Source organism: Sphingomonas sp. SORGH_AS_0438 (genome assembly GCF_031453475.1).
Lineage (GTDB): Bacteria > Pseudomonadota > Alphaproteobacteria > Sphingomonadales > Sphingomonadaceae > Sphingomonas.
This window is the reverse complement of record NZ_JAVIZS010000001.1, coordinates 2,598,689-2,623,448: the sequence shown is the minus strand read 5'-3', so window position 1 is coordinate 2,623,448 and position 24,760 is coordinate 2,598,689. Positions and strand designations below refer to the sequence as shown.

Genomic DNA, 24,760 nt, shown 5'->3' with positions numbered 1-24,760 from the left:
TCAGCGGGCGGCGGTAAATCCGGGGGCGACCGGCGGCGGAGAAGCCGCCACCGGTCGCGCGCCCGATCAGAGGGTGCGCTCGCGCAGTTCGACCTCGAAGGTTTCGAGATAGTCGCCGGAGCGGATATCCACGAAATTGTTCGAGAAGGTCACACCACACTCCAGGCCGGCGCGCACTTCGGCGACATCGTCCTTGAAGCGGCGCAGCGACGCGATCTCACCCTGATAGATGATGACGTCGTTGCGCATGATGCGCGCCTTGAGCGCCTTGCGGATGACGCCGTCGACGACCAGCAGACCGGCTGCCCGACCATGCTTACCCGCGGAGAAGACCTCGCGGATCTCGGCGCGGCCGACCACCGTCTCGAACGCTTCCGGCCCGAGCTGCCCCGCCATGCCGGCACGGATCTCGTCGATCAGGTCGTAGATGACGTCGTAATATTTCAACGCCACCTTCTGCCGCTCGGCGATCTCGCGCGCCTTGGCATTGGCGCGGACGTTGAAGCCGACGATCGGCGCGCCCGACGCACCAGCCAGCGTCACGTCGCTCTCGGTGATGCCACCGACGCCTGAATGCAGGATGCGGGCGCGGATCAGATCGGTCGAGATCTTGTTGATCGACGCCACGATCGCCTCGACCGTGCCCTGCGTGTCCGCCTTCACCACCAGCGGATATTCCGCCGCCTGGTTCTGGCGCAGCGCCGAGAACATCGACTCCAGGCTGGCCGGGGCCGAGGTGGTGCGCTTCTGGGTCAGCACGCCCTGGCGATACTCCGCCACTTCGCGCGCCCGCGCCTCGTTCTCGACGACCTGCAGCGGGTCGCCCGCCGAGGGCACGCCCGACAGGCCGAGCACCTCGACCGGCATGGACGGACCGGCTTCCTTGATCTGGCGCCCCTTGTCATCGACCAGCGCCCGGACACGACCGCTTTCCGCGCCGACGACGAACACGTCGCCGACCTTCAGCGTGCCGCGATTGACCAGGACCGTCGCGACCGGGCCACGGCCCTTGTCCAGCTTGGCCTCGATCACCGTGCCGTCGGCCGGGCGATCGGGGTTGGCGGACAGCTCCATCAGTTCGGCCTGAAGCTGGATCTTCTCGATCAGGGCTTCCAGGCCGATCTTCTTGAGCGCCGACACCTCGACGTTCTGGACGTCGCCGCCCATCTCCTCGACCACGACTTCCTCGCTCAGCAGGCGCTCGCGCACCTTCTGGGCATTGGCCTCGTGCTTGTCGATCTTGTTGATCGCCACGATCATCGGCACGCCGGCCGCCTTGGTGTGGTTGATCGCCTCGATCGTCTGCGGCATCAACCCGTCATCGGCCGCGACCACCAGCACCACGATATCCGTGACGTCGGCGCCGCGTGCGCGCATCTGGGTGAAGGCCTCGTGACCCGGCGTGTCGAGGAAGGTGACCTTCGACTTGTCCTTCAGCGTGACCTGATAGGCGCCGATATGCTGGGTGATGCCACCGGCCTCGCCCCGCACCACGTCGGTACCGCGCAGCGCATCGAGCAGCGAGGTCTTGCCATGGTCGACATGGCCCATGATCGTGACGACGGGCGGACGCGGCTGCAGGGCCTCGACCGGATCCTCGTTGGTATCGACCGCCAGATCGACATCGCTGTCGGAGACGCGGACGATATTGTGGCCGAACTCGGTCACCAGCAACTCGGCCGTATCCTGGTCGATCGTCTGCGTCATGGTGACGGGCATGCCCATCTTGAACAGCGTCTTGACCAGGTCCGCACCCTTTTCGGCCATGCGGTTGGCGAGTTCTTGCACCGTGATCGCCTCGGGCACCTGCACGTCGCGGACCTGCTTGATCTGCGGCTCGCGCGGACCACCGAAGGAACGCTTCTCCTTCTCGCGGGCCCGCTTGAGCGCCGCGAGCGAGCGGGCGCGTGCGCCGTCGTCGCTGCCGAGCGCGCGGGTCACGGTCAGCTTGCCGCCACGACGCTCGTCGCCGCGACGGTCACGCTGCTGCGGACGCGTGGCTGGCGCACCGGCGCGCGGGGTCGCCGCACCCGAGGTGAAGCTGCGCGGCTGCGATGCCGACGACTCGGCCGGCTTGGCGGCGGCGGTCGGTGCGGCGGCGGCTGCGGGCTTTTCCACCGGCTTGGGCGCGGGCGGCGGAGGACGCTCGGGCCGGGCGACCGGCGAGAAGCGGCGCGGGGCCGGCATCGACGGATCGCGCGCCAGTTCGACCACCGGACGCGCCGGAGCGGGCGCAGGGGTCGGTGCCGGACGCGCCGCCACGGGGGCGGGGGCCGGCGTGGGTGCCGGAGCCGGAGCCGGCGTCGGTGCGGGGGCCGGAGCCGGCGTAGGTGCCGGGGTCTCCGCCTTGGGGGCGGGGGCCGGGATCACCGGACGCTCGACCGGGCGGAAGCCACGGCCGGCCGGAGTCGCCACCGTGATCGGCGGCGCGGGGGGCGCGGGCGGGGCCGGCGGCGCGGCCACGACCTGGGGCGCAACCGGTTCGGGTGCGGGGGTCGGTTCCGGTGCCGGTGCAGGCGTCGGGGCAGGAGCCGGCGCGGGCTCGGCCGCCTTGGCGGCAGCCTCCGCCGCGGCCTGCGCACGCTCGGCGGCGCGCTGGCGCTCCTCCTCGGCGGCGCGGGCGCGCTCCTGGTCCTCGCGACGGCGCGCGTCTTCCAGCGCCTGCATCCGCTGCTCGTCGGCCTCGCGCAGCAGACGCGCCTGGCGCTCCTGCGCCGTCTCGTTGGCGGGTGCCGGGCGCGGTGCCGGCGCAGGCGGTGCCGCCGGCGTCGGGGCCGCGATTTCTGCCTCGGCGGCCGGGACCGGCGTTCCCGCTTCGCCCGCAGGCGCGGCTTCACCGGGGCGACGGAACGTCCGCGCCTTCTTGGTCTCGACGATCACCGTGTTCGAGCGGCCGTGGCTGAAGCTCTGCTTCACCTTGCCGGTCTCCACCGTGCGGCGAAGTCCCAGCGGCGCGCGCATGCCCAGCTTCGGCTTGTCGTTGTCGGTTTCGCTCACTCAAATTCCTCGCGTACGTCTACGGCCGGAGACGCCGGGTCTGAACCGGGCGCCGATGCGCCTTGCGGGGCCGTTCCGCAAGGGGCCGATAAGGATTCGGATCCGATGAAATGCAGCCATCGGTCGAGCGCTTCGCTCACCCGCTTTGCTGCGTGCCGGTCGGTCAGGGCGATGTGTACCACATTTTCGCGGCCCAGCGCCAACGACAATATGGTGCGTTCAACGGGTAGTGCCAACCCCTTCAGATCGGAACCTTCACGATCGCTGCCGACACGCCAGGCCTGGGCCAGCTTGCGCCGCCCGTCCTCGCGCGCATCGGCGGCGTGATAGAGCGCCCGGAGCTGGCCGGACCGCGCCGCCGTCTCGATCCGGTCGGACCCGGTGACCAAGGTGCCCGCCTTCGCCTCCAGCCCCAGCCGGTCGAGCGCGTTGCGCTCCAGCGCCGACTCGATCAGCTGCGGCAGATCGTCGGGGGATGGTCAGCGCGCTGGTCTTGAACGCGCGCGACAGCGCCCCGCGCAACCGGCCCTTGGCCAGCGCCACGTCCAGTTCGGCGCGATCGACGCCGATCCATGCGCCGCGGCCGGGGGCCTTGGCGCGCACATCGGGCAGGATCACGCCGTCGGGCGACAGCGCGAGTCGGATCAGCGCCACCGGCGAAGCGCGATCCTGGGACAGGATGCACTTGCGGACCGGACCGTCGATGTCGGCGTGCGCGCGCGTGTTTAGCGAACGGGTCTCATTGCGAGGGGACCGCATCAGCGTCTCCCTTCGCGGCATCGCGGTCGGCGAGCAATTGCCCGCCGGCCCCGTAATTTTCGGTCGGCACTTCCTCGATCACGATCTGGACGGCGGCCGGGTTCTTGCCCAGCCGCTGCACCAGCGAGTCGGTGACATCGGCGACGATCGCAGCCTTCTGCGCGCGGGTCGCCGTGCCGGAAATGCGGATGCTGACAAAGGGCATCAGGCCTGATGATCCTCCGTCGTCGCGTCGTCATCACCGTCCACGCCCTGTGTCTCGTCCGACGACTCGGCGGCCGGAGCCTCCTCCTCGTCCGCGAACCAGTGCGCGCGGGCGGCCATGATGATCTCGTTGCCCTGCTCGTCGCTCAGCCCATATTCGGCCAGGATGCCGCCCTTGGGTTCGGGACGCTTGGTCTCGTCGTTGCGACGACGCTGCTCGGCGCGCTTCTTCTCGACCAGCTCGTCGGTCGCCAGATCGGCCAGGTCGTCGAGCGTCTTGATGCCCGCCTTGCCGAGCGTGACCAGCATCGCCTCGGTCAGATAGGGCATGTCGATCAGCGCATCCTCGACGCCCAGCGCGCGGCGCTGCTCGCGATTATTCTGCTCGCGCCGGTCGAGCGCTTCCTGCGCGCGGCTCTGCAGCTCCTGCGCCAGGTCGTCGTCGAAGCCCTCGATCGCCGCCAGCTCGTCGATCTCGACATAGGCGACCTCTTCGAGGTTGGTGAAGCCCTCGGCCACCAGCAGCTGCGCCAGCGTCTCGTCCACGTCCAGCTCCTGCTGGAACAGGTCGGAATTGGCGACGAATTCCTTCTGCCGCTTCTCGGAGGCGTCCGCCTCGGTCAGGATGTCGATCGCCTTGCCGGTCAGCTGCGAGGCGAGCCGGACATTCTGGCCGCGACGACCGATCGCCAGCGACAGCTGGTCGTCGGGCACCACCACCTCGATCCGCTCCTCTTCCTCGTCGATCACGACGCGGCTGACCGAGGCCGGCTGGAGCGCGTTGACGACGAAGGTGGCGATGTCGGGCGACCAGGGGATGATGTCGATCTTCTCGCCCTGCATCTCCTGCACCACGGCCTGGACGCGGCTGCCCTTCATGCCGACGCAGGCGCCGACCGGATCGATCGAGCTGTCGCGGCTGATCACGCCGATCTTGGCGCGGCTGCCCGGATCGCGCGCGGCGGCCTGGATGGTGATGATGCCGTCGTAGATCTCGGGCACTTCCTGCGCGAACAGCTTCTTCATGAAGTCGGGATGCGCCCGGCTCAGGAAGATCTGCGGGCCGCGATTCTCGCGCACCACCTTCAGGATCAGCGAGCGGATGCGGTCGTTGACGCGCACCACTTCGCGCGGGATCTGCTGGTCGCGGCGGATCACGCCCTCGGCGCGGCCCAGGTCGACGACGATATGGCCGAACTCGACGCGCTTGACGACGCCGGTGATGATCTCGCCCTGGCGGTCCTTGAACTCTTCAAACTGCCGCTCGCGCTCGGCGTCGCGGACCTTCTGGAAGATGACCTGCTTGGACGCCTGCGCCTGGATGCGGCCGAATTCGATCGGCGGCAGCGGATCGACTAGGAAGTCGCCGACGACCGCGCCCTTCTTCAGCTTCTGCGCGTCCTTCTCGGACACCTGCTTGTAGAGGTCGTCGACCAGCTCGACCACCTCGACGACGCGCCACAGACGCAAGTCGCCGCTGTTCGGGTCCAGCTTGGCGCGGATGTCCATCTCCTGGCCGTAGCGGGTACGGGCGGCACGCTGGATCGCGTCCTCCATCGCCTCGATCACGATCGCGCGATCGATCATCTTCTCGGCCGCGACCGAGTTGGCGATCGCGATCAGTTCGGCGCGGTTGGCGGTGGCCGTGGCCATCAGTGGGTATCCTCTGCTGATACGGGCGCCTCGTCAGGCGCATCTTCGAATTCGTCGGCGCCGTCCATCGACAGCGGCGCGGTGGCGGCGATGAGCCGGTCGGTCATCACCAGCTTGGCATGGTCGATCTGGCCGAAGTCGATCGTCGCCACGCCGTGCTGGCCCAGGTCGACCGAGATGCGGTCGCCCTCGACCCCGGCGATGTCGCCGGTCAGCTGCTTGCGGCCGTCCACCGCCTCGGTCAGGCGGATGCGCGCCTCATGCCCGGTCCAGTCGCGATAGTCGGACAGGCGGGTCAGCGGCCGGTCGATGCCGGGGCTGGACACCTCCAGCCGATAGGCCTCGGCGATCGGGTCGCGCCCGGCCGCCTCCAGCTCGTCGAGCCGGTCGGAGATGCGGTGCGACAGGGCGGTGCAATCCTCGATCGTCAGCTGACGCGTGTCGGGGCGCTCGGCCATCACCTGGAGCGTCGGGTCCGACTTGCCGCCGGTCATCTTCACGCGCACCAACGCGAAACCCAGCGCTTGCGCTTCAGGTTCGATCAGGGCGGTCAGGGCAGCGATATCGGTCAAGCGGAACTCCATGCGAGGGCGCCGCCGCGGAGCCGGGCCCCGCAGCCTCCGCATCTGGCGATGTAGAGAAAGCGACGCGGATATATGCGAGTCGTCGCCATTCCACAAGCCTTGCCGATGCGGCTTGCATCCATGCCCGATATACGGACGTTGCAGTCCCGATCAACGGGAGAGGTCGGTCATGAAGAGCAACGGTCGTGTGTCCCTGCTGGCGGCGTTGCCGTTCGCGCTTCTGGCCTGTTCGGGCAATGCCGCGCCGGGAGGCGACACGGCCGCCCCGCCGGTGGTCGACGCCCCCGCGCCGGGTCCGAGCGCCACGGCGACGCCGCCGCCCGCCGGGGCCGAACCGTTCGTGAAGACGGTGGTGGCCGATTTCGACGCGCCCTGGGCGATGACCTTCCTGCCCGATGGGCGGATGCTGGTGACCGAGAAGGACGGGCGGATGCTGTTGGTGTCGGCCGATGGCCGCAGCCGATCGACCGTGGCGACGGTCACCGTGGATTCGGCCGGGCAGGGCGGGCTGATGGACGTGGTGCTCGCCCCCGACTTCGCGCAGAGCCGGCGAGTCTATTTCAGCTATTCGGCGGCGGGCGAGGGCGGCAAGGGCGTGGTGCTGGCGCGCGGCCGGTTGCGGCCCGACGGCGCGGGGGGCGAGCGGCTGGGCGAGATCGAGGCGATCTTCCGCGCGCGTCCCTTCGTGGCGGGCGACGGCCATTATTCGGGCCGCATCGCCTTCTCGCCCGATGGGCAATATCTGTTCTTCACCAATGGCGAGCGCCAGAAATTTACCCCCGCCCAGGACAAGGACGGCACGCTGGGCAAGGTGCTGCGTCTGACCCCGGACGGACAGCCCGCACCGGGCAGTCCGCTGGCGGCACAGGGTTTCCAGCCCGAGGTGTGGAGCTATGGCCATCGCAACCTGCTGGGCATCGCCTTCGACGCGCAGGGCCGCTTGTGGGAGCAGGAGATGGGGCCCAAGGGCGGCGACGAGATCAACCTGATCCAGCCCGGCCGCAACTATGGCTGGCCCAACGCCTCGAACGGCAGCCATTATGACGGGCGCGACATTCCCGATCACCGGGCGGGCGACGGCTATGAAGCGCCCAAGGTCTGGTGGAACCCGTCCATCTCGCCGTCCGGCCTGATGATCTATTCGGGCGCGATGTTCCCGGAATGGCGCGGCGATGCGTTCGTCGGCGGCCTGTCGAGCCAGGCGCTGCTCCGCATCCACCTGTCCGGCGAGCAGGCGAGCAAGGGCGACCAGTGGGACATGGGCGCGCGCATCCGCGAGGTGGAGCAGGGGCCTGACGGTGCGATCTGGCTGCTGGAGGATGGTGGCGACTCGCAGGGTCGCCTGATCCGGCTGAGTCGCGGCTGACGCGGCCTCAATCGGTCAGGCGTGAGGTCGCGATCACCTTCTGGAACAGCGCGTTGAGTGCGGCGGAGATGTCGCCGTCGGTGCCGACCTCGAACATCAGGTCGCTGGAGGCGCATTGTTGCAGCGCGGGGCGCAGCATGGGCAGCAACGGGATGATGTTGGCGATCGACCAGTCGTGATAGTTGACCGACTCCTCCTGATAGGTGGTGTAGAGGATCGCGATCTTGATGCGCCGGCCCTTGATCGCGGAGCAGGCGGTCTGGATCATCGATCCCAACTGGCGGCCATTGATCTCCTCGTCGCGCATCCCGTCGGTGATCAACATCACATAGGCCTGCGGCGTGTCGCCGGTCTGGCCGCTGCCGGTCCCGCCCAGCGCCGGCATCCGTTCCATCTGCCGCTGAAGGGCGCCCTCATGCTCGGTCTGCCGGTCGAAATGCGCCTGGCTGGTATCGACCGCGATGATGGTCGCCGCCGACGTCCCGGCCCTGGCAAGGGCATAGTCGTCGGTCAGCGGTGCGACGTTGCGGAAGTCGCTGGCCCGGTCGAAGGTGGAAACGGAAAAGCGATAGGTCGCGCCGTTCACCCGGCTTTCCCGCTGGGCATCCCCCAGCAGGTCCAGGATCGCCCGCTTGCCGGCATCGATGCGCAGTTCGATCCCGTTGTCATGGGCCAGTTGGTAATAGTCGATCTTCTTGCCGTCCCGGTCGACCAGCCTGGGTTTGTCCGGATCGATCTGGTGACAGGCGAACGCGCATCCCCTGGGGTTGAACGGGTCCACATCCTTTGTCTTCGCCCGCATCAGGGCGATGCCCGCGCTGGTGGTGGGCAGCGCCATCGAGCTGGACGTGTCGAGCATCACATAGAAGTCGATGTCCGGCGGACGCTTGGCCATCGATCCGGCCGATCCGTTCACCGCCAGTTCGGCGATCCCCAATATGCCGCCGAAATAGGTGCGCGACCAGCCACTGAAGCGGATGGTGGCGCGGCGATACTGGCCGTCATGGGTGTCGTCGGACACGCTGATCGCCAGGTCGCTGGCCGCATTGGGATCGAAGCGCAGGCCCGGGATCAGTCCCGCCGTCGCGCGGAACACGTCGCGGGCGCGTCGCTCGGCGACGGCGCTCGGCGCGTCCATCAGCGTCCGGCTGGTCGCCGTCAGCACGGCGGCGTCGGCGGCGGCGGCCAGCCGCGTCTGGATGCGCATCGCATTGGCATAGTCCAGGCTCATGCCGGTGGCGAACACCAGCACCGGCAGCGCCAGCGCGAAGATCATCAGGACCGCGCCGCGACGGTCGCGGATCAGGTCGGACAGGCCGCGCATCCCCCCGCTCCCCTCAACCGTCCGACAGGACGACGCTGCGCGACCGGCGCGGCATCATGATGATCGACTGGCGCAGCCGGATCGGGCCGGGCAGCCAGCGCCCGGGATCATAGTCATAGGATACGTCGCTATAGATGAGCGACGTGCCGGGCACGCGCAGCGTCGCCGGGATTTCGGCGAGGGTCATCCGGCGGCCGACCCTGTCCGGGCGATGGCGGGGATCGGCGTCGCTCCAGACGATGCGCGCGGCGAGCCTGTCGTCGATCGTCACCTGCGACACGCGGATCGTCGCCGCGGTTCCGGCGCACGGCGTCATCATCTGGCCCGAGGCGACGAGGATCGTGTCGAGCGTCGCCGGCGACAGCAGCGCATATTGCGACACCAGATCGGCCATCGCCCGCGCGGTGATCGCCACCCGCCGATCGCAGCCGGCGGCGAGCACCAGATGAACGATGGCAAGATAGACCATCACCATCAGCGGTAGCACCAGCGCGAACTCGACCAGCACCGCGCCGCGACGGTCCACGCGGAGCATGGCGGGGGCGTCGCGGCGGCTCATGCGAAGGGCTCGGCCTTGAACATCTGCGTGCCGATCAGCAGGCGCTGCCCCGGTCCGCTGTCGGCCAGCGAAACGCCGAGCGGCCCGCCCGGCACCGGCCACAGATAGAGGATCCGCAACACCACCACGTCGCCCGGCGCGACCCGCTCGAACCGCCACTCATTGGTGACCCGGCCCTTGTCGTCGAATCGGATTGTCGGCGCGGCGACATCGGCGTCGGCAAAGGCATCGGCGCGGCGAAGATCGACCATCAGCCGCGTGCAGGACAGGAAGGGGGGCAGGCGATCGCAGGCCTGCCGCCGAAACCCGTCCGCGTCGACGCCGGCGATCGTCGTCTTGCCGGTCAGCACCTGTCGCGCCATCTGGTCGGCGACGGTCTGGAGCGTCTGTTGCGCGAACAGCGTCAGCCCGGTCGCCAGGATCGCGATCATCAGCGCGAAAAAGGCCGACCCGCACAAGGCGAACTCGATCGCCGCCACGCCGCGCCGATCCCGTGCCAGGGCCAACACGCGTTGAACCGAACGGAACGATGGGCGGACACGACGCATCGCCTCGCCCTGCCGTTCACCGGTGAAACACAGGTTAAGAAATGGTCGAGTCCCGTGCGGCTTTGCGAGCTATGGCGGGTAGGGCATTGAACGAGGGCGGAAAGATTATTTCGACGGCGATCCTTTGCGACGCGAGGCGAGGATGTAGATCACCACTGCCACGCCGGCGAACAGGAACCATTGCACTGCATAGGCAAGATGGTTGTTCGGCACCGATTCGAGATCGGGGGCCGGATTGGCCGCCAGCCCGGCGACCGGCTCGGCGGCGATCAGCATCAGCCTGATGGGCTGCGGGTTCAGCGCCGCGCCGATCAGCGACTGGCCGCTGGGGGCGTGGCCGATATAGCCGGCGACCATGCCGCCGCCCCAGACCGGGTGCGCATTGGGATCGCGGGTGGTGCCGAGCTGCGCCATCATCGGTGTGGCACCGCCCCCGCAAGTGGCAATCGCCCGAAACCCCGCCGCGCCCGCGCCCGCCAGCCGGATCGTCACCGGCGGCGCGCATCGGCCGGTGGCGCGGCGGAACAGCAGGCGCTCGTCGGCACGGGCAGGAAAGGGGATGGCGGGCCGCGTCGGATTGGCCGCCAGTTGCTGGAGGAAGGCGAGCTTCTGCGGCCGACGGTCGAGCAACTGCCACAGGCCGAGCGCGATCATCGCGGCCACCGCCAGCGTGACCAGCATTGTGGATAGCACCGGCACGCGCCTCACGGGTCGATCCGCCCCTCGCGCGCGGCATTGCGGAATTCGGCCCAGAGCAGCATCGCCTTGGCGACCCGCAGCGACAGGATGGTCGCGACCGTCATGAACGGCACCCAGAGCAGGACATGCACCCACCAGGGCGGCTCGACCTTCACCTGCAACCAGATCGCCAGCCCCACGACCAGCGCGCCCAGGATCAGCGTCAGGAAGGCGGCCGGACCATCGCCGACATTGAAGCGGGTGAAGTCCAGCCCGCAGCGTCCGCAACGGTCCCGGAAGCGCAGCAATCCGGCATAGAGGCTCGGCTCGCCGCAGCGCGGGCACAGGCCCTTCATGCCCGCCTGGACGATGGTCGGTGCGCCGACCTCGCGTGGCGTGGGGACAGGATCGTCGGTCATCGCGCCCGCCCCCTCATGCCGGATCAGCCGCCGTGGACCGGCGCGCCCCAGCCACCCCAGACATAGATGGTGACGAACAGGAACAGCCAGACGACGTCGACGAAATGCCAGTACCAGGCCGCCGCCTCGAAGCCGAAATGCTGGCGGGGGGTGAAGTCGCCCTTATAGGCGCGGATCAGGCAGACGATCAGGAAGATCGTGCCGACCAGCACGTGGAAGCCGTGGAAGCCGGTCGCCATGAAGAAGGACGCGCCATAGTTGATCCCCTTGAAGGGGAAGGGCGCGTGCGCATACTCATAGGCCTGGATGCTGCTGAACAGCAGGCCGAGCGCCACCGTCAGCCACAGGCCCTTGAGCACGCCATCGCGATTGCCGACGCCCAGCAGGCCCCACAGGCCGGTCTTCTCGCCGCCGCGCTGGTTGTGGATCAGCGCATGGTGCGCCCAGGTGACGGTGGTGCCCGAGGTCAGCAGGATCAGCGTGTTGAGCAGCGGCAGTTCGAAGGCGTTGATGACCTCCAGCCCCTTGGGCGGCCATTGCGCGGCGATCGCGGTCGCGCCCTCGGCGGCGCGTTCGACCTGGCCGTCGACGAAGGTCATGGCGGTCGGGAACAGCGCGAAGTCGAAATAGGCCCAGAACCAGCCGACGAAGAACATCACTTCGGAGGCGATGAACAGGATCATGCCATAGCGGAAATGGAGCTGGACGACGGGGGTGTGGTCGCCCTGATGCGCCTCGTGGATCACCTGCGCCCACCAGCTGTACATGGCGAACAGCACGGCGATCGTGCCCATGATGAAGATCCAGCCGCCGCCATTGGGCTTGTCGACATGGCCGCCATGCATCCACATGATCGCGCCCGCCGCCATCGCCAACGCCGAAAAGGACGTGAACAGGGGCAGGATGCTCGGCGGAAGGATATGATAATCGTGGTTCTTGGCGCCTGCCATAATCCTGTCCCCGTCTATCTTTTGCAGCCATCCTAGGGTCGTCCGCCGGACAGAACAATAGGGGATGAGGGCGTGCGGACGGACGGCCGCCGACCGGTCGGATCGGCGCTTACGTCAGTCCGACCGAGGGATCAGCCCGCCGTCCGGCCCTGTTCGGCCGGGTAGAAGGTATAGGACAGGGTGATGGTCTGGATGTCGGCGGCGTCGGGATCGGTCAGCATCGCCGGGTCGATGTAGAAGATCACGGGCATCCGTGCCGTCTCGCCGGGCTTCAGCGTCTGCTCGGTGAAGCAGAAACACTGGATCTTCTTGAAATATTTGCCGGCCTGCGCGGGCTGGACGTTGAAGGTGGCGGTGCCGGTCAGCGGCTGGCCGCTGGTGTTGGTCGCCTTGAAGAAGGCCATGTCGCGCGCACCGACCGCCACCGTGTCGAACCGGCTTTCGGGCACGAAGCGCCAGGCCAGCTTGGGGCTGACATTGGTGTCGAAATCGACGCGGACCTGCCGGTCGACCGCCCCCGGCGCGGCGAGGCCGCGGCCAGTGGTGCCGTTCAGCCCGGTCGCCTGGCAGAACAGGCGGTAGAGCGGCACGCTGGCCCAGGCCAGACCGGTCATGAAGGCGATGCCCAGCACCGCCAACAGCGCGGTGCGGCGCGTGCGGGCGGTGGGGTCGCTCAATGCGGCATCCCCGCCTGGATCTTGGCGATCGAGATGCCGAAGACCAGCAGCACGAAGGCGAAGAGCAGCACCGCCATCACGATCGCGCGCGACCGCTGGCGGCGACGGACCAGATCCTGTTCGTCGGGGGTCATGCGCTTCCTCCTGCCAGCAGCCAGCGATCGGCGACCAGCGCGCCGAAGATCACGAAGAGATAGAGGATCGAATAGCTGAACAGCCGCTTCTCCGGCGTCATCCGGTCCTCCGCGCCCGTCTGGCGCAGCGCGACCTGCGCGGCGAACAGCGCGAACACGGCGGTGGTGATGCTGGCGGTCCAGCCATAGACCGCGCCGGTCAGCCCCAGCGGCCAGGGCAGCACCGCCGCCACCGCCATCGGGATGGTGTAGAGGCCGATCTGGGTCCGCGTCACCCGCTCGCCCGCCACGACCGGCAGCATCGGCACGCCGGCATTGGCGTAATCGGTCTTCACGAACAGCGCGAGCGCCCAGAAATGCGGCGGCGTCCACAGGAAGACGAGCATGAACATCAGGAACGGCAGCAGCGCGACCTGGTTGGTCGCCGCCGCCCAGCCGATCAGCGGCGGAAAGGCGCCGGCCGCGCCGCCGATGACGATGTTCTGCGGCGTCCGCCGCTTCAGCCAGACGGTATAGATCAGCACGTAGAAGAGGATCGACACCGCCAGGATCGCCGCCGCCGTCCAGTTGACCGCGACGAACATCAGGATGACCGAGAAGCTGGCGAGACCCACGCCGAAATGGAGCGCTGACTGCCGGTCCATCCGCCCGGCGGGCAGCGGCCGCTTCTGCGTGCGGCGCATGATCGCGTCGATATCCGCTTCATACCATTGGTTGAGCGCCCCCGCCGCGCCCGCGCCCAGCGCGATGCACAGGATCGCGGTAAAGCCCAGCACGGGGTGGATGCCGACCGGCGCGGCCAGCATCCCGCACAGGCCGGTGAAGACGACGAGCGTCATGACCCGGGGCTTGGTCAGCGCCAGGAAGTCGCGCCAGTCGGCCGGCGGCAGCAGGGGGGTCGCGGTGCTCATCTCTTGTCCGAGGATATAGGCCAGTGGGCGGGCGGGGCAAAGCCTTCGCCGAACACGGCCCGACGCTTTGATATGTATCAGCCAAATCCACGCTTTCCATGGATTTAGCCGGGAACCGGGGCGGTGGAGATGCGCTTCTTGGACCAACCCCAACCAAAGAGGCACCCGTTATGGTTGACGATAGCGCGAGGGACGATGCCCCGCCGGCAACGGCCAAGTCCGGCGACGCGGCCGAGCAGTTCGCCCAAGAGCTGCCGGAGGCGAAGGGCGACCAGGTCGTGGCCCGGTCGGTGACGATCAACCGGCCGGTCGGCGAGCTGTTCACCTTCTTCCGCGATTTCTCCAACCTGCCGAGTTTCATGGAGAATGTCGTCCGCATCGACATCCTCGACGAAAAGCGATCGCATTGGGTGGTGAAGGCGCCTGGCGGCACCACGGTGGAATGGACCGCGCGGATCACCGACGAGGCGCCGAACAGCGTTATCGCCTGGGCCTCGGAAGAGGGGGCGGACGTGCCGAACAGCGGCCATGTCACCTTCCGCGACGCGGGCGCGCGCGGCACGGTGGTGTCCGCCACCATCCTCTACGATCCGCCCGCCGGCTTTATCGGCAAGATCATCGCCAAGATGTTCCAGCGCGAACCCGCGATCCAGGCGCGCCGCGACCTGCGCCGGTTCAAGCAACTGATGGAAACGGGCGAAATCGCCACCCCGGCGATGAATCCCAAGCAGTTCGAGGAGATGGGACTGTGAAAGCCCTGGCCTGGCACGGCAAGCACGACGTCCGCATGGACACGGTCGACGATCCCGAGATCGTCAATCCGCGCGACGCGATCATCAAGGTCACCTCGACCGCGATCTGCGGGTCGGACCTGCATCTCTATGACGGCTATATCCCGACGATGAAGGCCGGCGACATATTGGGCCATGAATTCATGGGCGAGGTGGTCGAGGTCGGGCCGAAGTCGACGCTGAAAAAGGGGCAGCGCGTGGTGGTGCCTTTCACCATCGCGTGCGGTAGCTGCTATCATTGCGGCAAGCACCAATATTCGGCCTGCGACAACGGCCTGCCCGCCGACAATCAGGATATCGCGCAGACGCTCTACGGCCAGCCCATGTCGGGCCTGTTCGGCTATAGCCACATGACCGGCGGCTATGCGGGCGGTCAGGCGGAATATGTCCGCGTGCCGTTCAGCGATGTCGGCCCGATCGTGATCCCGGACGGGGTCGACGACGACAAGGTGCTGTTCCTGTCCGACATCCTGCCGACCGGCTGGCAGGCGGCGGAATATGCCCAGATCGAACCGGGCGACACGGTCGCGGTCTGGGGGTGCGGCCCGGTCGGATTGTTCGCGGTCCAGTCCGCCTTCCTGATGGGCGCGGAGCGGGTGATCGCGATCGACCATTTCCCCAACCGGCTGGCGCTCGCCAAGCGCTTCGGCGCGGAGACGATCAACTTCGAGGAGACGGCGACCTATGAGGCGCTGATGGAGATGACCGGCGGCATCGGTCCCGATGCGGTGATCGACGCGGTCGGGCTGGAGGCGCATGGACTGTTCGTCGACAATGTCATCGACCAGATCAAGGCATCGACCTTCCTCGGCACCGACCGGCCGCATTCGATCCGCCAGGCGATCATCGCCTGTCGCAAGGGCGGGCGGGTCTCCATGCCGGCGGTCTATGGCGGCTTCGTCGACAAATTCCCGCTCGGCGCCTTCATGGAAAAGGGGCTGACCATGAAGACCGGCCAGACCCATGTGCAGCATTACCTGCCCGGCCTGCTCAACGCGATCATGGAAGGCAAGATCGACACCGAGTTCCTGATCTCGCACCGCATGCCGCTGATGGACGCGCCCAAGGGCTATAAGATGTTCCACGACCAGCAGAACGACGTGACCAAGATCGTGCTGAAACCCGGCATGGCCCAGGGTTGAAAACAGGAGAGATCGACATGGCTGATAAATTCGCGATCATCACCGGCGCCTCGACCGGCATCGGCTTCGAACTGGCGACGCTCGCCGCACAGGATGGCTACGACCTGCTGATCGTCGCTGACGAGCCCCTGATCCAGTCCGCCGCACAGGACCTGCGCCAGTTCGGCACCGAGGTGCAGGCGGTGGAGGCGGACCTGTCGACGCTGGAGGGCGTCGACGCCTTGCTCGACGCCGCCGGCGGGCGGCAGGTCGACATCCTCTGCGCCAATGCCGGGCGGGGCCTGGGCCATGGCTTCCTAGACCAGTCGGTCGACGAGTGGCGAAAGGTGATCGACACCAACATCACCGGCACGCTCTATCTGCTCCAGAAGGCGCTGAAGCCGATGGTGGCGCGGAACGAAGGCAAGGTGCTGATCACCGGCTCTATCGCCGGCTATATTCCCGGCGCGTTCCAGGCGGTGTATAACTCGTCCAAGTCGTTCATCGACTATTTCAGCGATGCGATCCGCAACGAGCTGAAGGAATCGGACGGCGTCACCATTACCACGCTGAAGCCCGGACCGGTCGACACCGAGTTCTTTGCGCGCGGCGACATGCTCGACACCTCGGTCGGCCAGTCGGAGAGCAAGAGCGATCCGGTCGACGTGGCCAAGGATGGCTGGAGCGCGCTGATGAAGGGCGAGGCGTCGATCTTCTCGGGCTGGAAGACGAAGCTGCAAGGCACGCTCGCCAATATCACGCCGGCCAGCGTGCTGGCGGAACAGCATCGCAAGATGGCCGAACCGGGCAGCGGCAAGGAGTAACGGCCGGCTTAGAGCGGGCGGGTTACCTGCACGGGCCTCACCCCGGTGGGGTCCGTTGCTCTGTATCACCCGCCTCAGCATGCCGGTTAAGGCGCAACCTTCGCGGGCGTCTGGAGCCCGATGACGTGACCTTGATCTGGACCCGTCATTGCGAGCGCAGCGAAGCGGTCCACAGCCGCGCGCGTGACGCCCTGGATTGCTTCGCTGCGCTCGCAATGACGGCTTGGGTCAACCCGATGTCATCCTGCTCCAGCGAACAGGCCGGACGGGCTCGTGCTCCTGCGAAGGCAGGAGCCTATGGCCAGGCGAAGCAACGCCTCTTGGGTATCCATAACCCTGGGCTCCTGCGTCCGCAGGAGCACGGGGGCGATTGTTGAAAGGATCCCGCGCACGCCGGATTCCATTTCGCGGATGTCTGCACTTTAGGCGAGACGTGCGGGGAGTGGACCCCGACCTCCACCGCGATGATGTGAAGGGCAAAGCCAGGCGCGTCACCCCTCAGGCTGGATTGTGCCGATCCAGGAACGCCTTCATCCGCTGGAGAAAAGTCAGCCGATCCTCGCTGCGGGTGAAATGATGGTCGGCAAGCGGCTGTTCGAAATATTCGAACGGCTTGCCCGCATCCTCCAGCGCGCTGGCCATCATCCGCGACTGTTTGACCGGCACGCGCTTGTCCGCCTTGCCATGGACCAGCAGGATCGGCACCGAAAAGGCGGCGGCGCCGAAGCGAGGGCTCACCGAGCGGAAATCGGGCGCCTGTTTCTTCAGCCAGTCGCCGCGCGTGCGGCCGTACAGGAACTGCCCGTCATAGGCCCGCATCGCCGCCAGGTCCGACACGCCGGCATAGGAGATGGCGCAGCGGTACAGCCCGCCGCCGCGCTGGGCCGCGCGCATCGCCGCATAGCCGCCGTATGACGCCCCGACCATGCACGCACGCTTGGGATCGGCGATCCCCTCCTTCACGGCCCAGGCGAGGGCATCGTCCAGATCGTCCTGCATCTTCAGGCCCCATTGCCCCTCGCCCTTCTTGGCGAATTCGCGGCCATAGCCGGACGAGCCGCGATAATTGGGTTGGATCACCGCATAGCCCAGCTCCGCCAGATATTGCGTCCACCAGTCCCAGCTTTCATCGTCGCGGGCGAAGGGGCCGCCATGCGGCAATATGATGATCGGCAGCGCCTTGGCCGTGCGCGCCCGGGGCAGGGTCAGCACCGCCTCGATGATGGTGCCGTCGCGCGCCGGATAGCGGATGGTGCGGACCGGCGACAGGATGCGGCCCTGCAGCTTCGGGTTCGCCCAGGACAGGCGCTGCATCCGGCCGGACCCGGTGTCGAAATAATAGATGATGCCCGCCTGTGACGCGCTGCCGACCGAGACCAGCAGCTTGGTGCGATCCGCGCTCCACGACAGGATATGCGCGTGCCGGCCGTTGCCGACCGCCTTGTCCATCGCCGCCTGCACCTCGTGCATCGCCGGGTCGGTCCATTCGCTGTGGTAATAATGGTCGTCGACGGCATAGCCCGCGACATCGTCGCCGGCCGGATTGGGGATGACCGAGGCGATGTCGTAGCCGGGCGTCGCGAACAGCGTCTTGCCGAGCTTCAGGTCGGGCAGCGACATCTCATAGGCGGTGTCATGCCCATCGCTGTCGTCGATGCCGATCGCGCTGCCATCGGCCCGGAACAGGACCGGAGTGACGAAGCTCTCGTTATTCTTGCGATCGGCGCGGGCGATGGTGCGGAAGGTCTCGCCGTTGTTGGCGCGGTAGAGCAGGGTCGCCTTGCGCGAGCTGTCGTCCAGGCGATAGCCGATACGGACCTGGCCGGCGCCATCGGCATACCAGTCCCACACATTGGCGACGCCGCTGACGATCCGTCGCCCGCGCCCGGTGGACAGGTCATACTCATAGACGCTCGGCCAGAAATCCATTTCGGAGGTGATGCCGGTCTGCTTGGCCAGCAGGATGCGCGGGCTGCCGTCGCGGGCGGTCCACAGCACGTCGTCGGCGCGGATACCGCTCTTCTCCCAGTCCAGCCGCTTCATCACCTTCGCGTCCGCCGACAGGCCGATCACGCGGGTGACGTAGATCTCGGTGCCATAGACCATGTCCTGCGAGCCCAGGCCGACCGCCAGCCAGCCGTCGCTGACCCAGCGCCACCAGTTGATGTCGACGGTGGGCCCCACCTTGACCACCGACGGCTTGGTGTCGGCGCCGCCCGTGACCGGGGTGATCATCAGATATTGGGTGCCGTCGATCGCCATCTTGCCAGCGACGCGGGTGCCGTCGGGCGACAATTTGGGCTCGTCGATCGCGGGCAGGGCGGCAAAGGCCTCGACCGGAACCGGCCCGTCCTTGGCACCTGCGCCGGCGTCCTTGGCAACGGCCTGATCCGACGCTGCGCCAGCCGGAACACTGCCCCCCATCGCCGATGCCGCCAGCAACCACGCCGCACATGCGACACCACGCCCGATACCTGTCATGATCATCCCCCATACCGGGCCCCCGCCCGGCATGAAGTCATGCTAATCGATCAAAGCATCGGCTGACAAGTTGATCTGAAATGCCACCATAATGGAGGTATCGATCATCCGCCCCGCGTCGCCAGTACCGCCAGCAGCAGCAGCGCGACGATGTTGGTGATCTTTATCATCGGGTTGACTGCAGGACCGGCGGTATCCTTGTACGGGTCGCCGACCGTGTCGCCGGTCACCGCCGCCTTGTGCGCCTCCGATCCCTTGCCGCCATGATGGCCGTCCTCGATATATTTCTTGGCATTGTCCCAGGCACCGCCGCCCGAGGTCATCGACAGCGCGACGAACAGCCCCGACACGATCACGCCCAGCAGCATCGCCCCCAGCGCGGCGAAGCCATTGGCCTGGCCCGCGACCAGCAACACGATGAAATAGACCGCGATCGGCGACAGCACCGGCAGAAGCGAGGGTATGATCATCTCGCGGATCGCGGCGCGGGTGACGAGATCGACGGTACGGCCATATTGCGGCCGGCTGGTGCCCAGCATGATGCCGGGATCGTCGCGGAACTGGCCGCGCACCTCCTCCACCACCGCGCCCGCCGCGCGCCCGACCGCCGTCATCCCGAACGCGCCGAACAGATAGGGGAGCAGCGCACCGAGCAGCAGGCCGACGATGACATAGGGGTTGGACAGGCTGAAATCGACCTCCACCTCCGGAAAATAGGTCGACAGGTCGGTGGTATAGGCCCCGAACAGCACCAGCGCGGCCAGCCCGGCCGAGCCGATCGCATAGCCCTTGGTCACCGCCTTGGTGGTGTTGCCGACCGCATCCAGCGCGTCGGTGCGCTGGCGCACCTCGTCGGGCAGCGCGGCCATCTCGGCGATGCCGCCGGCATTGTCGGTGACCGGGCCATAGGCGTCGAGCGCGACGACCATGCCCGCCAGCGCCAGCATCGCGGTCGCGGCGAAGGCGATGCCGATCACGCCGGCGAGCTGATAGGTGGCGACCACCGCGACGACGATCACCAGCGTCGGCAGCGCCGTCGCCTCCAGGCTGATCGCCAGGCCCTGGATCACGTTGGTGCCGTGCCCCGTCTCGCTGGCCCGCGCGATCGAGCGGACCGGGCGATAGGCGGTGCCGGTATAATATTCGGTGATCCACACGATCAGCCCGGTGACCGCCAGCCCGATCACCATGCACCAGACCAGGTCCATCCCGGTGAAGCCCGGCCCGGTCGCCGCGGCGGCGCCCCCTTGCGTCAGGTCGTCGCTGACCGCGTCGAGGAAGCCGGCATTGCCGATCACCGCGTTCAGGTCGCCCAGCGTATAGTGCGCGGCGGCGAAGATCGCCGGCACCGCGAGCAGCGCCGAGGTCCAGAAGCCCTTGTAGAGCGCGCCCATGATCGAGCCGTTCCGGCCCAGCCGCACCATATAGGTGCCGATGATGCTGGTCAGGATGCACACGCCGCCGACGATCAGCGGCAGACTCATCAGCCGCAGCAGTTCGCCCGCATCGGCCCGCACCAGCAGCGCGATCGAGATCATCGTCACGCCCAACGTCACCACATAGGTCTCGAACAGATCGGCGGCCATGCCGGCGCAATCGCCGACATTGTCGCCGACATTGTCCGCGATCACCGCCGGGTTGCGGGGATCGTCCTCCGGGATGCCGGCCTCGACCTTGCCGACCAGATCCGCGCCGACATCGGCCGCCTTGGTGAAGATGCCGCCGCCCAGCCGCGCGAAGATCGAGATGAGCGACGCGCCGAAGGCCAGCGCGGTCAGTGCCTCGACGATGATGCGGTCATTGGGGGCATAGCCGGCGGGACCGACCAGATACCAGAAGAAGACGGCGATCGCGAGCAGGCCCAGTCCCGCCACCAGCATCCCCGTCACCGCGCCCGAGCGGAAGGCGGTGGTCAGCCCCGCCTGGAGCGAGGTGCGGGCGGCCTCCGCCGTGCGGACATTGGCGCGCACCGAAATGGTCATGCCGACATAGCCGGCGACCCCCGACAGGATCGCGCCGATCGCGAAGCCCAGGGTCGACAGCCAGCCCAGCGTCACCGCCAGGACGATGGCGACGACGATCCCGACCACGGCGATGGTGGTGTATTGGCGGCCCAGATAGGCCTTGGCGCCTTCCTGGATGGCGCCGGCGATGTCCTGCATCCGGGCGTCGCCCGGCGATTGGCGGAGCACTTGCCCGCTGGTGACGATGCCATAAAGCACGGCGATCCCGCCGCAGATCATGGCGAGATAGACTGCCGTCATACTCGTCCCTCCTGATCGCGGGCGCACCGTCATGGGCCGCCCGTCGCCGGCGAAGCTACGCCGATTGGCGCGGGGTGCAACCATGCTGTGCCCGTCCCGCGACAGGGGGAGGTTGCGAAATATCGTCCGTGCTGCTGCGACGGTAGGAGCCCGAGCTACGCGCGTGGAAGTCCGGCAATCGTCTTCGGGATCATGGGAGAAGCGCGCCGCGCCTCCGTGTGACCTCAGTGCGCCAAAGTGGCCCCGCCATCATGCTCCCAGCCCAATCGATCGGGCAGGGGCAGCGACTCGCCACCGTCCGTCAGCGTCAGGCCCGCGCCGGCCGCAAACGCGCCGACACAGGTCGCGGCCACCGGCGGCTCCACCGCTGCGGGGAGGGCGAAAAGCAGTTGGTAATCGTCCCCCGCCGTCACCGCCGCCAATCGCGCCGCGCGATCCGTACCGCGCACGGCACCATAGGCAGCGGACAACGGCACCGCTTCCAGTCGGACCGTGACGGCCAGGCCGCTCGCCGCCGCCATGCGCGCCGCGTCGATCAGCAGCCCGTCCGACACGTCCGCCATCGCCGTCACCAAGGGCCCGAGCGCGCGTCCCTCCGCCAGCCGGGGGCGGGGCCGGCGATAGGCGTTGCGCAAGGCCGGGCTGTCGATCTCCCCCCGCGCCGCCGCCAGGCCGGGGCCGGCATCGCCGATCGTGCCCGTCACCCACAGGCGGTCGCCCGGGCGCGCGCCGCTCCGCGCCGGCGCGCGCCCGCTGCGGCCGATGGCTGTGCAGGTCAGGACGCGCGGCGCGCCTTTTGGCAGCGACACCGTGTCGCCGCCGATCAGCCGCGTGTCGAACGTCGCCAGCGCCCCTGCCAGCCCGGCGAGGAACGCCCGGTCCCAGCCATCCCCGCCCAGCGGCAGGTTGAGCAGCACCCCCTCCGGCACCGCCCCCTTGGCGGCCAGGTCGGACAGGTTCACCGCCAGCAGCTTCCACGCCACATCTTCGGCCGGGTCGGTGCCGAGGAAATGCACCCCCTCGACCAGCGTGTCGGTGGTCAGCACCAGGTCGCCCAACGTCGCGGCATCGTCGCGCAGGTCGCGTGCGCCGGGATGCAGCGGCAGCGCGCGCAGGCCGGCGAGGAATTCGGCCTCCGTCATCGCGGGCAGGGGAGGGAGCGGCTCAATCGTCCAGCTTCGCGCCGTCGAGCGCCCGGGCCTGGCGCTCCGCCTCAGCCCTGGCCGCGCGCTTCTCCGCGCCGGTGCGGCCGAAGACGACGCGGTTGGCGGCGGCCGTCGCCTGTGCCGCCGCCCTGGCCTTCGCCTTGCGCGCGCGGTTCAGGTTGACGACCTCCGCCATGGATCAGGCGCGCGGGCCCGACTTGGCGATGGCGTCGAGCAGGCCGTTGACGAAGCCGGCCTCGCGCCGCTCGTAGAAGGCGTGGGCGACATCGACATATTCGCTGATGACGGCGCCGGTCGGCACGTCCTTGCGCGCGAGCAGCTCATAGGTCCCGGCGCGCAGGATCGCCTTCATCGGCTTGTCGAGTCGCGCCAGCGTCCAGCCGCTGGCCAGCTTCGCCTCGATCAGCAGGTCGATCTCGCCGGCGCGCGCCTGGGCGCCCTTGACCAGGTCGTCGAAGAAATCGACCTCGGCATCGGCATATTCCACATCCTCGATCACCGCGCCCAGGCGGTGCTGGTGGAATTCGTGCAGCAGCACGGGAATCGCCGTGCCCTCCATCTCAAGCTGATAGAGCGCCTGGACGGCGGCGAGACGCGCGGCGGCGCGGGCCTTGGTGCGGTTCGAGTTGCGGGACATAAGCGCCGCCCTGTACGCCGCCCGGCGGCGGATGTCAGCCCCGTTGCGGAACGGTGTGATGGAAGAGGAATGATGGACGACAGTTGGGGAAGAAAACCGGCGGCCCTGCGGGTGCGGGCGAACGATCGCGAAGCGGCGCGCGCCGCCGATCGCGAACGTCGGGCGCAGGAGCGTGCGGCCTCCGCCGATGCGCGGATCGAGGCGCGGGCCGCCGCCCGCGACGCCGCATCGCAGGCGCGCGAGGCGGCACGTACCGCCCGCCGGGTCGAGGAGGAAGCGCGCGCGGCCGTCCGGCGCGAGGCGGCGGCGACCGTTGCGGCGGAGGAGCCGGCCGCGCCGCGGCGGCGCCGCTCGACCGGGGCGATCGCGCGCACGGGGATGCCGACCGAGGAACGCGACACGCGCGGTTATCGCACCGTCGTCGACGAGGATCGCATCCGCACCCTTGCCAAGCGCGGCGCGTCAGTCGCCGGCCTGGCGGGCGCGTTCGGTCTCAGCGTCGCGGAGGTGGAGGCGGTGCTGGCCGCCGGCTGATCAGGGCTTGGCGGGGCGTGGGGCGGCGAGCGGCAGGCAGTCGAAGCCGCCGGCCGCCGCCGCCGCGCACAGCGCCACCGCGCCCGCGCGGTCCGCCGCAGGTCCGATCTGGACGCGCACCAGCGGGCTGTTCGGAACGGGATCGAAGCGCGGCTGGAACTTGCCCAGTGACGGCACCCGGTCGCGCGCCAGCGCCCAGGCCGCCTCCGCCCGGGCGTGGCCAGTGAACGCGCCGATCTGGATTCGCCAGTCGCCGGCCGGCAGGGCTTCGGCGGCGACCGGTGCGGCGGCCATGCGCACGGCCGGCGGCGGCGGCGGGGCGAACAGCGCCGCCTCCAACCGCGCCAATGCGGGGCCGGCCGCCGCCGCCAGCGCATCGGCGGGCAGCGCCGTCATCTCGGTCGCGACCGCCGCCGCCGTCGGGCAGAAATTGGCCTGCGTGCCCGGCTTGGCGAAATAATTATAGAGCAGGGTCATGTGATGGTCGAGCCCGCCGGGCGCCGCGTCGAACCGCTGCTGTTCGTCGCGATAGGCGGCGGCGAGCACCGTCTTCCGCTGGAGGAGCAGGCGGTTATAGTCGGGCGTCAGCGTCGCGCCGGCGGCGGTCCGCCCGCAGCTGAGCGCCGCGACGTTGAGCGCGGCGCGGACATGCCACAGCGCCTCCTGCTCGCCGAGATGGCTGTTGATCGTCTCCGGCGGCGGTGCCGCGGGGGTGGGGGCGGGGGTCGGCTCGACCACCGGCGGCGGCGGGAGCGGCTCCGCCGGGCGGCGGTGCGCGCAGCTCGCCAGCAAGAGCGCGGTCGAGGCCATCGCGCCCGTCCATCCGATCCGCCGTCCGGTCATCCGTTCCTCCACGATCACGCCCGATGGCGATCGGTCCTAGCGCCCGTCGCCGCCGCCGGTAACCCCCGGCGCGCCGTCCGCTTCACCAAGCCGTCACAAAGCGCGGCACCTTTCGCCCCGCTGTCGGTTTGTCGCCCTGAAAGGAGCAGCCAGTGGTGGAAAAGATCGTCGCGATCGGATTGCTGACCCAGCGCGACCTGGACGTGCTCGGCAGCGGGTTCAAACGCGTGTTCCCGGTGGAGAAGGATGACAGTTTCGCCGACCTGATCGAGCGCCTCGATGCGATCGGCGGGCCCGATGCGTCGCCCCCTGCCGCCAAGCGGGACCGCTGACCGC

At 68.5% G+C, this 24,760-nt stretch carries 25 protein-coding genes and 1 pseudogene; 6 read left to right on the top strand and 20 right to left on the bottom strand.

Annotation, left to right across the window (positions count from 1 at the left end):
- Positions 1–66: 66 nt before the first annotated feature.
- The 5 genes and pseudogenes from infB to rimP all read right to left on the bottom strand — a co-directional run bounded on the left by infB (position 67) and on the right by rimP (position 6,185).
- Entirely contained in the window at positions 67–2,997 is a 2,931-nt protein-coding gene (infB, locus tag QE452_RS12185) for a translation initiation factor IF-2 (RefSeq protein ID WP_309730097.1), read from the bottom strand.
- Positions 2,994–3,756: pseudogene (locus tag QE452_RS12180) on the bottom strand (DUF448 domain-containing protein). The gene infB and the pseudogene QE452_RS12180 overlap by 4 nt, the downstream one beginning before the upstream one ends.
- Positions 3,737–3,961 (bottom strand): 4-oxalocrotonate tautomerase family protein, encoded by a 225-nt coding sequence (locus tag QE452_RS12175; protein WP_309657607.1) that lies wholly within the window; start codon positions 3,959–3,961, stop codon positions 3,737–3,739. Before QE452_RS12175 ends, QE452_RS12180 begins: the two are co-directional and overlap by 20 nt.
- Positions 3,961–5,613, bottom strand: coding sequence for a transcription termination factor NusA (nusA, locus tag QE452_RS12170; protein WP_309657608.1), 1,653 nt, complete (start codon positions 5,611–5,613; stop codon positions 3,961–3,963). Before nusA ends, QE452_RS12175 begins: the two co-directional genes overlap by 1 nt.
- Positions 5,613–6,185, bottom strand: a complete 573-nt coding sequence (gene rimP / locus QE452_RS12165; RefSeq protein ID WP_309657609.1) for a ribosome maturation protein RimP — start codon at positions 6,183–6,185, stop codon at positions 5,613–5,615. Before rimP ends, nusA begins: the two co-directional genes overlap by 1 nt.
- Before the next feature lie 181 nt (positions 6,186–6,366).
- On the opposite strand from rimP, the gene QE452_RS12160 reads away from it, so the two are divergent.
- Positions 6,367–7,563: a PQQ-dependent sugar dehydrogenase gene (locus QE452_RS12160; protein WP_309657610.1), complete on the top strand. Its 1,197-nt coding sequence runs from the start codon at positions 6,367–6,369 to the stop codon at positions 7,561–7,563.
- Positions 7,564–7,570: 7 nt separating this feature from the next.
- Here the strand turns inward: QE452_RS12160 and QE452_RS12155 are convergent, their stop codons facing one another.
- The 9 genes from QE452_RS12155 to QE452_RS12115 form a co-directional block, all read right to left on the bottom strand.
- Positions 7,571–8,887, bottom strand: a complete 1,317-nt coding sequence (locus tag QE452_RS12155; protein ID WP_309657611.1) for a pilus assembly protein TadG-related protein — start codon at positions 8,885–8,887, stop codon at positions 7,571–7,573.
- Positions 8,888–8,900: 13 nt separating this feature from the next.
- Positions 8,901–9,446, bottom strand: coding sequence for a pilus assembly protein (locus tag QE452_RS12150; RefSeq protein WP_309657612.1), 546 nt, complete (start codon positions 9,444–9,446; stop codon positions 8,901–8,903).
- Positions 9,443–9,955, bottom strand: a complete 513-nt coding sequence (locus QE452_RS12145; RefSeq protein WP_309730094.1) for a pilus assembly protein — start codon at positions 9,953–9,955, stop codon at positions 9,443–9,445. The genes QE452_RS12150 and QE452_RS12145 overlap by 4 nt, the downstream gene beginning before the upstream one ends.
- A gap of 144 nt (positions 9,956–10,099) precedes the next feature.
- Positions 10,100–10,687 carry an SURF1 family cytochrome oxidase biogenesis protein gene (locus QE452_RS12140; protein WP_309657614.1) on the bottom strand — a complete coding sequence of 196 codons (588 nt, stop codon included), beginning with the start codon at positions 10,685–10,687 and terminating at the stop codon, positions 10,100–10,102.
- An 11-nt stretch (positions 10,688–10,698) separates the two neighbouring features.
- A complete protein-coding gene (locus tag QE452_RS12135; protein WP_309657615.1) occupies positions 10,699–11,091 on the bottom strand; it encodes a DUF983 domain-containing protein in 393 nt (130 codons plus the stop codon).
- A 23-nt stretch (positions 11,092–11,114) separates the two neighbouring features.
- Positions 11,115–12,041, bottom strand: coding sequence for a cytochrome c oxidase subunit 3 (locus QE452_RS12130; protein WP_309657616.1), 927 nt, complete (start codon positions 12,039–12,041; stop codon positions 11,115–11,117).
- Between the two features lie 131 nt (positions 12,042–12,172).
- Positions 12,173–12,718, bottom strand: coding sequence for a cytochrome c oxidase assembly protein (locus QE452_RS12125; protein WP_309657617.1), 546 nt, complete (start codon positions 12,716–12,718; stop codon positions 12,173–12,175).
- Positions 12,715–12,852: a hypothetical protein gene (locus QE452_RS12120; RefSeq protein WP_184111427.1), complete on the bottom strand. Its 138-nt coding sequence runs from the start codon at positions 12,850–12,852 to the stop codon at positions 12,715–12,717. The genes QE452_RS12125 and QE452_RS12120 overlap by 4 nt, the downstream gene beginning before the upstream one ends.
- Positions 12,849–13,763, bottom strand: a complete 915-nt coding sequence (locus QE452_RS12115; RefSeq protein WP_309657618.1) for a heme o synthase — start codon at positions 13,761–13,763, stop codon at positions 12,849–12,851. Before QE452_RS12115 ends, QE452_RS12120 begins: the two co-directional genes overlap by 4 nt.
- Positions 13,764–13,933: 170 nt before the next feature.
- Between QE452_RS12115 and QE452_RS12110 the strand changes: the two genes are divergently transcribed.
- From QE452_RS12110 to QE452_RS12100, 3 genes are read left to right on the top strand one after another with little or no spacing between them, the layout of a single operon-like run.
- Entirely contained in the window at positions 13,934–14,515 is a 582-nt protein-coding gene (locus tag QE452_RS12110) for an SRPBCC family protein (RefSeq protein WP_309657619.1), read from the top strand.
- Entirely contained in the window at positions 14,512–15,696 is a 1,185-nt protein-coding gene (locus QE452_RS12105) for a zinc-dependent alcohol dehydrogenase (RefSeq protein ID WP_125992788.1), read from the top strand. Before QE452_RS12110 ends, QE452_RS12105 begins: the two co-directional genes overlap by 4 nt.
- A 17-nt stretch (positions 15,697–15,713) precedes the next feature.
- A complete protein-coding gene (locus tag QE452_RS12100) occupies positions 15,714–16,499 on the top strand; it encodes an SDR family NAD(P)-dependent oxidoreductase (RefSeq protein WP_309657620.1) in 786 nt (261 codons plus the stop codon).
- A gap of 498 nt (positions 16,500–16,997) precedes the next feature.
- Here QE452_RS12100 and QE452_RS12095 read toward each other — a convergent pair whose 3' ends face one another.
- The 5 genes from QE452_RS12095 to nusB form a co-directional block, all read right to left on the bottom strand.
- Positions 16,998–18,923 carry a S9 family peptidase gene (locus tag QE452_RS12095; RefSeq protein WP_309730092.1) on the bottom strand — a complete coding sequence of 642 codons (1,926 nt, stop codon included), beginning with the start codon at positions 18,921–18,923 and terminating at the stop codon, positions 16,998–17,000.
- A 161-nt stretch (positions 18,924–19,084) separates the two neighbouring features.
- Positions 19,085–21,244, bottom strand: a complete 2,160-nt coding sequence (locus QE452_RS12090) for a sodium-translocating pyrophosphatase (RefSeq protein ID WP_309657622.1) — start codon at positions 21,242–21,244, stop codon at positions 19,085–19,087.
- Positions 21,245–21,468: 224 nt separating this feature from the next.
- The gene (gene thiL / locus QE452_RS12085; protein WP_309657623.1) at positions 21,469–22,386 is read right to left on the bottom strand and encodes a thiamine-phosphate kinase; all 918 of its coding nucleotides are present in this window, start codon (positions 22,384–22,386) and stop codon (positions 21,469–21,471) included.
- A 22-nt stretch (positions 22,387–22,408) separates the two neighbouring features.
- The gene (locus QE452_RS12080; protein WP_309657624.1) at positions 22,409–22,585 is read right to left on the bottom strand and encodes a DUF4169 family protein; all 177 of its coding nucleotides are present in this window, start codon (positions 22,583–22,585) and stop codon (positions 22,409–22,411) included.
- Between the two features lie 3 nt (positions 22,586–22,588).
- Positions 22,589–23,047, bottom strand: a complete 459-nt coding sequence (gene nusB / locus QE452_RS12075; RefSeq protein ID WP_309657625.1) for a transcription antitermination factor NusB — start codon at positions 23,045–23,047, stop codon at positions 22,589–22,591.
- 72 nt (positions 23,048–23,119) lie between these two features.
- Between nusB and QE452_RS12070 the strand changes: the two genes are divergently transcribed.
- Positions 23,120–23,581: a hypothetical protein gene (locus QE452_RS12070; protein WP_309730089.1), complete on the top strand. Its 462-nt coding sequence runs from the start codon at positions 23,120–23,122 to the stop codon at positions 23,579–23,581.
- Here the strand turns inward: QE452_RS12070 and QE452_RS12065 are convergent, their stop codons facing one another.
- The gene (locus QE452_RS12065; RefSeq protein WP_309657627.1) at positions 23,582–24,424 is read right to left on the bottom strand and encodes an SPOR domain-containing protein; all 843 of its coding nucleotides are present in this window, start codon (positions 24,422–24,424) and stop codon (positions 23,582–23,584) included.
- A 155-nt stretch (positions 24,425–24,579) separates the two neighbouring features.
- Here QE452_RS12065 and QE452_RS12060 point away from each other — a divergent pair, with 155 nt between their 5' ends.
- On the top strand, positions 24,580–24,756 hold the full coding sequence (locus tag QE452_RS12060) for a hypothetical protein (RefSeq protein ID WP_309657628.1): 177 nt from the start codon (positions 24,580–24,582) through the stop codon (positions 24,754–24,756).
- Positions 24,757–24,760: the final 4 nt, after the last annotated feature.

Excerpts from the sequence above, each read along its gene's own strand:
- QE452_RS12100 (WP_309657620.1), top strand. The coding sequence starts at position 15,714 with ATGGCTGATAAATTCGCGATCATCACCGGCGCCTCGACCGGCATCGGC.
- QE452_RS12090 (WP_309657622.1), bottom strand. The coding sequence starts at position 21,244 with ATGACGGCAGTCTATCTCGCCATGATCTGCGGCGGGATCGCCGTGCTT.
- QE452_RS12135 (WP_309657615.1), bottom strand. The coding sequence starts at position 11,091 with ATGACCGACGATCCTGTCCCCACGCCACGCGAGGTCGGCGCACCGACC.
- QE452_RS12150 (WP_309657612.1), bottom strand. The coding sequence starts at position 9,446 with ATGAGCCGCCGCGACGCCCCCGCCATGCTCCGCGTGGACCGTCGCGGC.
- QE452_RS12095 (WP_309730092.1), bottom strand. The coding sequence starts at position 18,923 with ATGGGGGGCAGTGTTCCGGCTGGCGCAGCGTCGGATCAGGCCGTTGCC.
- QE452_RS12160 (WP_309657610.1), top strand. The coding sequence starts at position 6,367 with ATGAAGAGCAACGGTCGTGTGTCCCTGCTGGCGGCGTTGCCGTTCGCG.
- QE452_RS12115 (WP_309657618.1), bottom strand. The coding sequence starts at position 13,763 with ATGAGCACCGCGACCCCCCTGCTGCCGCCGGCCGACTGGCGCGACTTC.
- QE452_RS12110 (WP_309657619.1), top strand. The coding sequence starts at position 13,934 with ATGGTTGACGATAGCGCGAGGGACGATGCCCCGCCGGCAACGGCCAAG.
- thiL (WP_309657623.1), bottom strand. The coding sequence starts at position 22,386 with ATGACGGAGGCCGAATTCCTCGCCGGCCTGCGCGCGCTGCCGCTGCAT.
- QE452_RS12175 (WP_309657607.1), bottom strand. The coding sequence starts at position 3,961 with ATGCCCTTTGTCAGCATCCGCATTTCCGGCACGGCGACCCGCGCGCAG.
- QE452_RS12065 (WP_309657627.1), bottom strand. The coding sequence starts at position 24,424 with ATGACCGGACGGCGGATCGGATGGACGGGCGCGATGGCCTCGACCGCG.
- nusB (WP_309657625.1), bottom strand. The coding sequence starts at position 23,047 with ATGTCCCGCAACTCGAACCGCACCAAGGCCCGCGCCGCCGCGCGTCTC.
- QE452_RS12080 (WP_309657624.1), bottom strand. The coding sequence starts at position 22,585 with ATGGCGGAGGTCGTCAACCTGAACCGCGCGCGCAAGGCGAAGGCCAGG.
- QE452_RS12070 (WP_309730089.1), top strand. The coding sequence starts at position 23,120 with ATGGACGACAGTTGGGGAAGAAAACCGGCGGCCCTGCGGGTGCGGGCG.
- nusA (WP_309657608.1), bottom strand. The coding sequence starts at position 5,613 with ATGGCCACGGCCACCGCCAACCGCGCCGAACTGATCGCGATCGCCAAC.
- QE452_RS12155 (WP_309657611.1), bottom strand. The coding sequence starts at position 8,887 with ATGCGCGGCCTGTCCGACCTGATCCGCGACCGTCGCGGCGCGGTCCTG.
- QE452_RS12130 (WP_309657616.1), bottom strand. The coding sequence starts at position 12,041 with ATGGCAGGCGCCAAGAACCACGATTATCATATCCTTCCGCCGAGCATC.
- QE452_RS12120 (WP_184111427.1), bottom strand. The coding sequence starts at position 12,852 with ATGACCCCCGACGAACAGGATCTGGTCCGTCGCCGCCAGCGGTCGCGC.